Origin of the sequence: Okeania sp. SIO2C9 (assembly GCF_010672455.1) — a bacterium.
In the GTDB taxonomy this organism is placed as follows: domain Bacteria; phylum Cyanobacteriota; class Cyanobacteriia; order Cyanobacteriales; family Microcoleaceae; genus Okeania.
The window spans coordinates 60,069-72,596 of sequence record NZ_JAAHGO010000007.1; the positions used below are offsets into that span (position 1 = coordinate 60,069).

Here is a 12,528-nt window from a genome sequence, read left to right on the forward strand (position 1 = left end):
GATTATGGTATAATAAAAAATTTACTCAAAGATGAAATGACTCTAAGTTCTTATTTTAATATTCTCAAGTTGTTACACTATATTATTATACTGATTAAATTTAGACCAAAATTTCAATAGAAATATTTCTGGATTTTCCTGTATTTTGTCTGAAGATTGATATGTTAATACTCTTAATTTATATAAATAGCCGAAGTAATATAATAATTTAAAACTACTCTATCAAAAATATATGTCCGATCGTCAAAAATAAAATTAACTGATGTCTAAAGAATTAAATCGAAATATCTAAGAATAGCTTGATTTGATTTGACGATAGTCAGTCAGTATGTATAGAATTAATTTAGTAGTATAAAAATATTGGTTTTATTAAATATTTTGATGGTATTAATGCCATTTACGATCAAATAATCTAATAGAATATCTGTTATATATGAAATATAAAGCGAATTTTTAATCCTTAAGTTTCTGAAAAATATCTATACTAACCAAGTCATAAGGGGGTGCAGATTAGATCATCTAGATGAGAATCAAATTTAATAAAAATAACTAATATATTTTAGTCAGAAAATCAAAAAATTAGCTCAAACTATTAAACTTAATAAAAACCATTATCAAAAAATAAAATTATGAAAAAATGAAGGAGGACAAGAATTTGTCAGAGTTTTACAAAGTAGCAATATTAGGAGCAAGTGGGGCTGTAGGAACAGAGTTGTTAGAATTACTGCAAACTAGAAACTTTCCAGTAGCAGAATTAAAACTACTAGCATCACCCCGTTCCGCAGGTAGCACTCTAAAATTTAAAGGACAAAACTTACAAGTAGAAGCTGTAACAGATGATTCATTTAAAGATGTAGATTTAGTGCTAGCATCAGCAGGTGCATCTACATCAAAAGAATGGGCAAAGAAAGCAGTAGAAGCAGGTGCTATAGTAATTGATAACTCAAGTGCCTTTCGCATGGACCCTAAAGTGCCTCTTGTAGTTCCAGAAGTTAACCCAAAAGCTGCGGCTCTACATCAAGGTATAATAGCTAATCCTAACTGCACAACAATACTAATGTGTGTAGCTGTATGGCCTTTGCACCAAGTCCAGCCAATTAAAAGATTAGTAGTGGCCACTTACCAGTCAGCAAGTGGGGCAGGAGCAAGGGCAATGGAAGAAATGAAAACTCAAGCGAAAGAAATTTTAGAAGGAAAAACTCCTGGAACAGAGATTTTTCCCTATCCATTAGCATTTAATTTGTTCCCACACAATTCCCCACTGAATGAGCAGGGATATTGTCAAGAAGAAATAAAAATGGTTAATGAGACTCGTAAGATATTAGGATCTAACGATATCCCGATTACAGCAACTTGCATCAGGGTACCAGTATTACGCGCTCATTCAGAAGCTATTAATTTAGAATTTGCTCAACCATTTAGTGTAGAAAAAGCTAGGGAAATATTAAGTCAAGCGCCTGGAGTAACACTGGTAGAAAATTGGCAAAAAAATTATTTTCCAATGCCAATAGAAGCAAGTGGTAAAGATGATGTATTAGTGGGGAGAATTCGTCAAGATATTTCTCATCCTTGTGGATTAGAATTATGGTTAAGTGGAGACCAGATCCGAAAAGGAGCTGCCTTGAATGCAGTACAAATAGCTGAGTTATTGGTGGAAAAACATTGGTTGAGGGTAGAAGCAGCAACAGTTTAGACTCAGGGTGCAAAAAACAAAAGAAAAAAAAGAGTATTCAATAATTAATAATTAATAATTAATAATTAATAATTAACAATTACCTATCCTTGAAAAGAAGAGGATTGACTAATCATGAAAATTTTTTCTTCTCTTGGTCGATTGGATATGGCGCAGGTTTCCTCGCCATATATCGACCGCTGTTTCTACTTTAAAGGAGAGGCTTTAAAGCTTAATTATTCGGTAAAGTTAGTTCCTATTTCTACAATGTAATGAAATGGGTAATTAACAATAGTTCAGTCATACAAAAATAAAAAAAATTTGCAGAGAGACTGTAAAGCGAAAGCGATGTTAATCTGAAAAAAATTAGGTCTAGTAATATGGCCAAAAAAAAGAAGAAGACCTAACAAAGCGATAAAAAAAACATAAGGAGTGCAAATAGTGTGGTAGATTTCGGTAAAGTTATAACTGCAATGATTACACCGTTTAATTCAGACGGTAATGTTGACTATGAAAAAGTAGAAAAGCTATCTATATGGTTGACAGAAAATGGAACAGATTCATTAATAATATGTGGAACAACAGGAGAATCTCCAAGCTTAACATGGGAAGAAGAATATAAACTATTTCAAGTAGTTCAAAAAGCAGTATCAGGAAAGGCTAAAGTAATAGCTGGTACTGGGTCAAACTCTACAAGAGAAGCAATCGCAGCCACCGAAAAAGCTGCTAAATTAGGGTTAGATGGTTCATTACAGGTGGTACCTTATTACAATAAGCCACCACAGTCAGGACTTTATGAACATTTTAAAGCGATCGCTCAAGCCACCCCAGAATTGCCAATAATGCTTTACAATATACCAGGGCGTACGGGTCAAAATCTGATGCCTGAAACTGTAGCAAAACTGGCCGAAATTTCTAATATTGTTGCTATTAAAGAAGCTAGTGGTAACTTAGACCAAGTGAGCCAGATTAGACACTTGACGGCACCAGAGTTTAAGATTTATTCTGGAGATGATTCCCTAACCTTACCACTCCTAGCTATTGGTGGTAGTGGTGTTGTTAGTGTAGCTAGTCATTTAGTAGGAAAACAGCTACAAGAGATGATAGTAGCGTTTGAAACAGGTAAGGTACAAGTTGCTACAGAAATTCATCTAAAACTATTCAGCTTATTCAAAGCTTTATTTGCAACAACTAACCCAATTCCTGTAAAAGCAGCACTAAATCTGCTAAACTGGAAAGTAGGCTCTACTCGCCCTCCACTATGCGACCCTCCAAGTGAAGTAACTGAAAAATTATCAGCAGAAATGGGTCAACTAGGTTTATTATGAGTCAATTTTACGGGTAATAAAGTTTTTCAGAAAATTAAATATCGTCAATCTGAATAATGATTTAGTTACCCCCTCACTAAATCGCTAAAATCTTTAATTTTTAAGAGATTAGTTTTTCTGCTTTTAACTAATGGGTATTAAAAATGAGTAATGCCAATTTTAAAAAAGAATGTATAGAATAATTCAGGGTATTGAAGAAGGAGTAAGGAGTAAGGAGTAAGGAGGGAAAATTGCTTATGGATAGTCTCCGACAAGCCACTCCGCGTCTACGCTCCCCCAAACAATTTTGAACACCCCTGTTGACGGTGGGGTATTAAACCCATAAGGAAAATGATAAAAATAATTTACAGGAGATGTCCCTTTGACTAAAAAGATGAATTACAACCTAAAAAATGGTATCAAAGCTATTCATTCTGACTCCTGACTCCTAAGAAATAGTCTAGCTATTTATAGCAAATATTTATCAAATTGGTATCTAGCAGTCGAAGGAAAGGTGAGGAAATATCAAAAGTTTAAAACTCAGAAAACGCCAGATTTTTCCTTCTTCCTTCTTCCTTATCTTTCAAAGTAAACAACAACAAAAATAGGATAATTATGACAAGAAAAAAATCATCATCTGCCCTAAAAATTATTCCTCTAGGTGGACTACATGAAATTGGTAAAAACACCTGCGTATTTGAATATGATGACGAAATTATTCTGCTTGATGCAGGATTAGCTTTTCCTACTGATGGAATGCATGGTGTAAATATCGTCTTACCAGATGTAACTTATCTGAGTGAAAATCGCCATAAAATCAAAGGTATGATTGTCACCCATGGTCACGAAGATCACATTGGTGGTATTCCTTTCCATTTGAAAAATGTAGAAATTCCTGTCATTTATGGACCAAGATTGGCAATGGCTTTACTCTACCCAAAACTAGAAGAAGCAGGAGTCCAAAATCGCACAGAATTGAGGACTGTTCGTCCCCGTGATATTGTCCGGTTAGGTAAATATTTCAGTGTTGAATATATTCGTAATACTCACTCAATGGCGGATAGCTTTACAGTTGCCATCACAACACCAGTAGGAGTAGTTATCCATACAGGTGACTTCAAGATTGACCATACTCCTGTAGATGGAGAAAATTTTGATTTTCAAAGGTTAGCAGAGTATGGAGAAAAGGGAGTTCACTGTTTATTAAGTGATTCCACAAATTCAGAAGTACCCGGTTTTACTCCTTCAGAAAGGTCAGTCTATCCAAACTTAGACCGAGTATTCGCCAACGCTCCTGGACGTTTAATGGTGACAACCTTTGCATCTAGCGTACATAGATTACAAATAGTTCTAGAGCTAGCAAAAAAACATGGTAGGTTGGTGGCAACAGTAGGGCGATCGATGCTGAATGTGATTGCTCATGCTCGCAATCTTGGTTATGTTAAGTGTGAAGATAGTTTGTTTGTACCTCTACATAGTGTCCGAAGTTTACCTGATGAGAAACTATTGATTCTGACTACAGGTTCTCAAGGTGAACCAATGTCAGCACTAACCCGTATTGCTAAGGGTGAACATAGGCAAATAAAAATTCGTAAAGGAGATACAGTTGTATTCTCTGCTAACCCTATTCCTGGTAATACGATCGCTGTTGTTAACACCATTGACAAACTAATGATGTTAGGAGCAAATGTGATCTATGGTAAAGATAAGGGTATCCATGTTTCCGGTCATGGTTGTCAGGAAGACCAAAAATTAATGTTGGCACTTACTCGTCCTAAATTCTTTGTACCGTTTCATGGTGAGCATCGGATGTTAGTTAAGCACAGTCAAACTGCTCAAAGTATGGGGGTTCCTCCAGAAAATATGGTAGTGGTACAAAATGGTGATGTGGTGGAACTAACTCAAGATTCTATCCGTGTTGCAGCTCAAGTACCTTCTGGTATTGAACTGGTAGATTCTTCTCGTTCTGGCATGGTTGAAGATAACATTCTGAAGGAAAGACAGCAATTGGCAGAGGATGGTGTTGTGACTGTTGCGTTAGCGGTGAATTCTGATGGTAAATTGATTGATAGACCTCAGTTACATTTGCGTGGTGTGGTAAGTGCTATGGAAAAAGTACAAATGCGTGAACTGGTGATCAAGACATTAGAAAAAAGTTTGAGCAATAACTGGTCTGAGTATGCTAAGTCAAGCAATACTCAAGTTGATTGGTCTGGGTTGAAAAATGAGCTTGAATGTGCTGTTCAGCGAATGTTAAGACGAGAGCTTCAAGGTCAACCTTTGTTAGTTTTCTTAATGCAAACTCCAGAAGCAGGAGATATACAAGACAGAAATGCAGAAGAGAAAGTAGAGCAGAAAAAAGAACTTCCTATAGTCAAACCAGTGGGAAGACGGAGACGTCGTTCTACTGCAAAAGTAGCATCTTGAGGAAGTCAGAAGTTAGAAGTCATATCATGTCCGGTTGAATAATTAGACTTTGGTGGTCTGAAGGCAACTATGTATCCCCCCCTACCCCCCTTTGAAAGGGGGGGTTAGAGAAGGTTTTCTCAAGAGTTTCACCTTAATTTGATACACGCTCCGATGCTACCGGACATGATATTATACCGTTTCACGGAATTCAAAAGTCAATAGTCAAAAGCGAGTGCGTAATTCTGAGGTCCCCTCAGAATGTAAGACGCACTCAAGACAGTCAAAAGTAAGATTTTATAGCTCAAAACTTGGCGTTGCTGAATGGTAATGATTTTTAGATTAAGTATCAACGTAAAACATAAGTTTTTCAATTTCACCTTCAGCTACTTACCATTACATTTCAGCAACGCCCAAAACTTTGATGCTTCAGTAATTTCAGCAAATTATTTGACATCTAAAGTTTGAAACTATTTGTAACATTCTTTTTTCAAATTGATATTGTACACAATTATTTTGATAAATTTGACGATCGGGAGTACGCTGAGGCTAAGATTTCAGTAGGGGGGGTTCCGCGTTAAATTAATTGCTCAATATTAAATTTCGAGGAGTCAGGAGTCAGGAGTCAGGAGAAATGGGAATTATTAGAGAAGGTAGTTGGATGTTTTGTCCCTAGATTTTTCTGCACTTGTCTGCCTAAAATGCTCACTTTTTAAGTTTGAGGCACCGAAAAGCAGGCACTTTTTTCGACCCTAAAAAGACTAAATCCAATATCAGTCAATGCTTTGAGATTTGATTGGTAAGCCCTAGTTATGGGAAGCGCGTCGGCCGGAAAGCTGACGCATAGCTTTGCTTTATATGTTGCGGAACAAAACGCCCCTACTACTGACTCCTGACTCGTCGATTATTAATTACAAGGGTGTCTTCTGTGATTCTGGTCTTTCTTCGGCCAAAATTGCTCCTTCTACAGGACAAACAGTTAGGCAAATTCCGCAGTCAATACAGGTATCAAAATCTATCCAATACCAATCAGTTCCCTTGGTATTTTTACCGGGTCCTTCGTGGATGCAAGCAACGGGACAAGCTCCAACACAGTCAGCAACACCTTCGCAAATATCAGTAACAATTGTATGTGGCATTTTAATTATTTATTGAGTCAAAACTAAAAATTTCTAGATGGGATATTTTTCTGCTGTAATATAGAATCCGGTTGAATAGTTACACTTTGGAGGAGGTAAGGCAGCTATGTATCTCCCCTACCCCCCGAGTGAAAGGGGGAAAAAGGCAGAAGGAAAGAAAAGGTTAGAAGGGAAAAGGTTTTTTAATCACGCTATTATCCGGACATGATATATAGCAATGTGCGCTGGTATATTTACACATTATTTTTGTAGACCTTTTCGCTTACAGCACTTTGAGCTGGACATTGTCAATACCTGAGCACTCATTGCTGTAATATAGAATCTGCTTACATAGTATATCTTGATAATTCTATAATTACTTCAAGTCTTCAATCTCCCCTACTCCCCCAATCCCCTACTCCCAACTATATAATTAGGTATCCAACCGCATTTTATATAAGAGGAGAGTTAAGTCGATATTTTTTTCTATAGCAGAGAAAAAGTTGACTAGGATATAGACTGATGATAAACCTCATAAAGGGAAATGTTTTTCCCTCTGTTCCCTATTCCCTATTCCCTGCTATAGAAAATATAAACTTTCTCCACCAATAATAGGTTAATTTAACTTTTGCAAAAATGCTTCATAAGTTTGAGATTTTGAGCCAAAAACATAATTAGGAGAAGAAACCGTAATATCTGTACCACCTACTTTTCTGAGATGATTAATTGCTGATAACAACATTTCTTGTTTGACTACTATTGTCGCAGCATACCAGTCATTTTTTTCCCCAGAATATACTTTAGCAATAGTTGGTCCTTGTAAACCAGTAATGCCACTTAATCCACTTTTATTCATTAACAAATCACCTATTTCATCTGCCGATTTTCCATCTACATTTGCTGTTATCGACACATATTTTTTTGACTCCATCTGAGCTTCAATTAACTCTAAAAAGACCTTAGTTGTTTCTAACTTAGCTTCACTTTCTTGTAACAAACGTTTATTACCAATTAAACAAGCTTGAGACTTAAGAAGTGTGCCTCCTTCAATTCGCTTTAAACGATTTTCTCTCAAAGTTGTACCAGTGCTTGTTACATCAGCAATCATATCAGCATATCCCATGCTTGGTGCGGCTTCCATTGCTCCTTGTACTGCTACTAAGGAAAAATGTACAATTAACTTTTCATACAACCATTTTCGAGTCAGGTTATTATATTTTGTAGCAATTCTGAGATTTTTGCCTTTCTCTTTAAATAATAGAGTTAGTTCTGCTAAATCTTCTATGGAAGAAACATCTACCCAACTTTCAGGAACAGCTAAAACAACTTCACATTTACCATAACCTAATTTATCCCAAATAACTATTACATCATCATCGGATTGACTTTCTTCAGAAACTACGTCATAACCTGTAATTCCTAAGTCAACACTTCCTTCTTCTACTTTTGTAAAGATATCTGCTGCTCTTTGAAATAATACTTTTACTTGTGGCAAGGCAGGAATAGAGCCAAAATATTGTCTGTCATTGGGTCTAGATACAGTTAAACCACAAGCTGACAATAAGTTCATGGCTCCTTTTTCTAATGCACCTTTACTGGGTAAAGCTATTTTTAAAATTTGCTCGGCGGTCATATCAGTTATCAGTTATCAGTTATCAGTTATCAGTTATCAGTTATCAGTTATCAGTTATAGCGCTGTGCGCAGGCAACAAGCAACAGGCAAAAGCTCCGGAAGGGGGAAGAAAAAACCGATAGTATAAAACTTTTAACTATTGGAAAGTTCTTGTAATTTGTAAATAGGGCTTACCGATCTAATATCAAAGCATTGACTGATATTGGTTTTAGGCAAATTATGTCTGGAAAAAGTATGAGCTTTTCAGTTTCTGTGGTTAAAAAAGTGATTATTTTCGGGCAGCAAAAGCCGAAAAATAACTCTTAATATTGTTTTGGCCACTGACTCTGTAATTCCCATTTATTCTACCTCCTAACTATTGCCTACTGCCTACTGCCTACCCTAGCAAAAAGAGTTTATTCAGCAAACCCTAAATATGCCAGTGTACATTGCTATATCAGTATCTCTATCTCTGGAATAAGGAGTCTTAAAATCTAGAATATTCTCTTTTTTTATCTCCTTAAAAGGCTATGCTTTATAAACATCTTTATTGACATAAAACGTAGATATTATAGACAAGTTATGTACGAGTCTTTAAAAGGTTTTTGTCAGAGAAAAAGTGTATTAAAAAGTAAATTTTTTTTGATGAATTAAGTAGTTTTTCCTATCTACTATGATTTTTTCTCCCTTCTCCACTCCTCCCTGCTCCCCACAAGGTTTTCAGGAGTTCCTTATTAGGGATAGTTTAAAAGGGGAGGCTATTTACCAGAATTTTTCGGTCATTTGATGTAAGCATTTAGCTATTAGCGGTCAGCTTTTTCTGCGGAATGTGTTCGGATTCAGCTTTTTAATGAATGAAGTAAAAATTTGTTTAAATTAATACTACATTTTTAACCCATAAATTGAAGGATAAGAAAGACTTGTTTTAAGTTTTTAACCTATACAATTCAATCTAATGAAACCCATGGCTGTTTGCGCAGCATTCCGCAGGAAAAACTGATGGCTAAATGCTGACGGCTAAAGGTTTATCATTTGATTTAAGGATATTAATTTTTCAGTAATTCAAGTATTTCTAACTTTTTTTACTACTTCATTTAATTCCAAATTTTGCTTTTCCCCAGATTCTAGGTTTTGCAAAAGCACTTTACTATCTTGTTGTTCTACAGAATTTAAAATAATTAAAAATGGAATATTATGCTGAATTGCATACTCAATATTATTTTCAATATTTCTCCCGATAATATCAGTTTCTATCCGTAAACCTAGCTTTCTTAATTTTTCGGCAATTTCGACTGTATAAACATAATCATCTGAACTAATACCAACTACAAAAGCTTCGACAAATTGATAATTATTGATATTCAAATGAGATTTTTCAGCTAATACTTCTCTAAGTTCTTCCATGACATAAGAAAAACCAGTTGCAGGAGTTTCTTGCTGACCTCCTAAACTAACAACTAAATCATCATATCTACCACCACCACATAATTTTCTTTCTCCTAAGTTACTGTCAGAAATTTCAAAAACCATACCTGTATAATATTGGAGACCCCGACTAATTCCCAGGTCAATACTAATACGATTTTTGTCTACATTAAAAGCATCCAAACTTTGAAGAATATCTTGTAATTGTTTTAAGCCATAATCATCAATACTGTAAGCTAAAAGTAGTTTTTCTGTTTCTTTTAAAATAGCATTCGGCTCTCCTTTTAGTTGACTCAACTCTGTCATAAAATCTAATGCTTGATTGAGCTGTTTAGTTTGGTTTTGATGTTTAATCTTCACTAACAAACGATCAACTATCTCTTCAGGCTCGCGAGTACTTGAAAGTTCGATATTCATACTTTCGATAAACTCAAAAATGGCTGTTCTAGCCTCCTCTTCTTCTAGGTTTTGTAAGAGGTCTGTAATTTTTTTTGTCGTAATATTTTTGCCTGGTTGTTGTTGAACAGAAGCATTTTTTTGAAACGCTGGATAAATTTCAGAGAGTAAATTTTCTACTGTTTGTCTACCTTCCTTTCTCAGAGTTTCCATCTGAGTAAGTAGAAAACTACGAAGACGAGTATCTAACTCAAGATGGTCGAGGAATTTGTTAATAACTCCAACATGACCAATAAACATTTGATATTCAGTTAAACCTAAACTGTCTAAACCTTGACAGGCCATAGAAATAACTTCCGCATCAGCGATCGCCCCTTTGGCCCCAATTAACTCTATTCCCATTTGGGTAAATTGACGATATCTCTCTTTCTGGGGCTTTTCATAACGAAATACTGGCCCTGTATAATAAAGTCTTACTGGCAGGGGTATTTCTTGGAAGTTGTCCAGATAAGCGCGGACCACTGAAGCAGTAAATTCTGGTCTGAGACAGAGGCGACGGTTACGATAAATAAAGTCGTAGAGGCGAGAAACTATGTCCTCACCAGATTTTTTCAGATAGAGTTCAGTGTATTCTATTAGTGGTACATCTATAGGTCGGTAGCCATAGGATTCAAAACTACCACTTAGTGCATTTTTAATTTGTTTATCAATGTGATAGGTGTTTGGCAGAATGTCCCTGACACCTCTGACTCGTTCTACTTTTGTGGTTTGCATAAAAAAACTTGAGAAGGTTATTCTGAGTTTTTATCCTTAATAGGAGTTTATACGCAGTTGTTCCTTGGGCATTGGTATTTTACTACATTTAGCAAACCCTGGCAGAAACCTTAAAGTTATTATTGGTTCCTCTGTAAGTAGACTTTGGAAATAATTATTAGACATCTCTAGAAAAGAGGAAATAGGGAGTGGGGGGTAGAGGGAAAGAATTGATAAATAAGAGTATGATGATTGATTTAATTTTTGATTATTGGTGGCAGTTAGAAGTCTTAACGAAGTCAGAAATCAGAAGTCACAAGTCAGAAGTTATTAATGATTGGCTTTTAAATGATTGACTTTTAATTTCTGGGTAGCGAGACTAGAATGTGTAGAGGCTTTAAATTTTAATTATTCAATCTTAAAAAATAGACTGCTGCTCTTCTTATGAAGATATAGCTCATAATTTTCACCGAATAATTCTTCATGGCTAAATTTTTCTTCAAGTACTCCTTAATAAATTTTGTTTAGCTCATAATTGTTCTAATTCTGAATATTACAAATACTTGATAAGTCTATCTAGTACAGGATGACAGAAATAACTGACCAGTTCAAAAATCCTCAAACAATTACAAGTCAAAAATGATTGACTTTTAAATGCATAACTTTTAACTTCCGGGTAGTGGCACTAGAATTTGTAGAGGGTTTAAATTTTAATTATTCAATTTTAAAAAATAGACTAAAAGCTGCTGACAATTATCAATATATAGCTCATAATTTTCACCGAATAATTCTTCATGACCATTTTTTTCTTCAAGTACTCCTTAATAAATTTTGTTTAACTCATAATTTTTCTAATTCAGAATATTACCAATACTTGATAAGTCTATCTAGTGGAGGATGACGGAAATAACTGACAGTTAAAAAATCCTCAAACAATTACAAATCTAAAATGATTGACTTTTAAATGCATAACTTTTAACTTCCGGGTAGTGGCACTAGAATGTGTAGAGGCTTTTAATTTTAATTATTCAATCTTAAAAAATAGACTGCTGCTCTTCTTATGAAGATATAGCTCATCATTTTCACCTAATAATTCTTCATGGCTAAATTTTTCTTCAAGTACTCCTTAATAAATTTTGTTTAGCTCAGAATTGTTCTAATTCAGAATATTACAAATACTTGATAAGTCTATCTATTGCAGGATGACTCAAATAACTGACCAGTTCAAAAATCCTCAAACAATTTACTTAGCAAAAATGATTGACTTTTAAATGCATAACTTTTAACTTCCGGGTAGCGACACTAGAATCTGTAGAGGCTTTTAATTTTAATTATTCAATCTTAAAAAATAGACTGCTGCTCTTCTTATGAAGATATAGCTCATAATTTTCACCGAATAATTCTTCATGGCTAAATTTTTCTTCAAGTACCCCTTAAGAAATTTTGTTTAGCTCAGAATTGTTCTAATTCAGAATATTACAAATACTTGATAAGTCTATCTAGTTCAGGATGACTCAAATAACTGACCAGTTCAAAAATCCTCAAACAATTTACTTAGCAAAAATGATTGACTTTTAAATGCATAACTTTTAACTTCCGGGTAGCGACACTAGAATCTGTAGAGGCTTTTAATTTTAATTATTCAATCTTAAAAAATAGACTGCTGCTCTTCTTATGAAGATATAGCTCATAATTTTCACCGAATAATTCTTCATGGCTAAATTTTTCTTCAAGTACCCCTTAAGAAATTTTGTTTAGCTCAGAATTGTTCTAATTCAGAATATTACAAATACTTGATAAGTCTATCTAGTTCAGGATGACTCAAATAACTGACCAGTT

The 12,528-nt window shown here is 34.8% G+C and carries 7 protein-coding genes; 4 read left to right on the forward strand and 3 right to left on the reverse strand.

What is annotated here, in order from left to right; translation table 11 throughout:
* The first annotated feature begins 637 nt into the window (after positions 1-637).
* From F6K23_RS06685 to F6K23_RS06695, 3 genes are all read left to right on the forward strand, one after another.
* Positions 638-1,693, forward strand: coding sequence for an aspartate-semialdehyde dehydrogenase (locus F6K23_RS06685; protein ID WP_375340737.1), 1,056 nt, complete (start codon positions 638-640; stop codon positions 1,691-1,693).
* A 422-nt stretch (positions 1,694-2,115) separates the two neighbouring features.
* On the forward strand, positions 2,116-3,000 hold the full coding sequence (dapA, locus tag F6K23_RS06690; RefSeq protein WP_293152371.1) for a 4-hydroxy-tetrahydrodipicolinate synthase: 885 nt from the start codon (positions 2,116-2,118) through the stop codon (positions 2,998-3,000).
* A gap of 594 nt (positions 3,001-3,594) precedes the next feature.
* Positions 3,595-5,406 carry a ribonuclease J gene (locus F6K23_RS06695; RefSeq protein WP_293152374.1) on the forward strand — a complete coding sequence of 604 codons (1,812 nt, stop codon included), beginning with the start codon at positions 3,595-3,597 and terminating at the stop codon, positions 5,404-5,406.
* Between the two features lie 890 nt (positions 5,407-6,296).
* On the opposite strand, the gene F6K23_RS06700 is transcribed toward F6K23_RS06695, so the two are convergent.
* The 3 genes from F6K23_RS06700 to hisZ form a co-directional block, all read right to left on the reverse strand.
* A complete protein-coding gene (locus tag F6K23_RS06700; RefSeq protein ID WP_293152377.1) occupies positions 6,297-6,524 on the reverse strand; it encodes a ferredoxin family protein in 228 nt (75 codons plus the stop codon).
* Positions 6,525-7,119: 595 nt separating this feature from the next.
* Positions 7,120-8,136: an ATP phosphoribosyltransferase gene (hisG, locus tag F6K23_RS06705; protein WP_293152380.1), complete on the reverse strand. Its 1,017-nt coding sequence runs from the start codon at positions 8,134-8,136 to the stop codon at positions 7,120-7,122.
* A gap of 1,041 nt (positions 8,137-9,177) precedes the next feature.
* Complete coding sequence (gene hisZ / locus F6K23_RS06710; RefSeq protein WP_293152383.1) at positions 9,178-10,710, reverse strand: ATP phosphoribosyltransferase regulatory subunit; 1,533 nt, start codon at positions 10,708-10,710, stop codon at positions 9,178-9,180.
* A gap of 188 nt (positions 10,711-10,898) precedes the next feature.
* Here hisZ and F6K23_RS06715 point away from each other — a divergent pair, with 188 nt between their 5' ends.
* The gene (locus F6K23_RS06715) at positions 10,899-11,045 is read left to right on the forward strand and encodes a hypothetical protein (RefSeq protein WP_293152387.1); all 147 of its coding nucleotides are present in this window, start codon (positions 10,899-10,901) and stop codon (positions 11,043-11,045) included.
* Positions 11,046-12,528 lie beyond the last annotated feature (1,483 nt).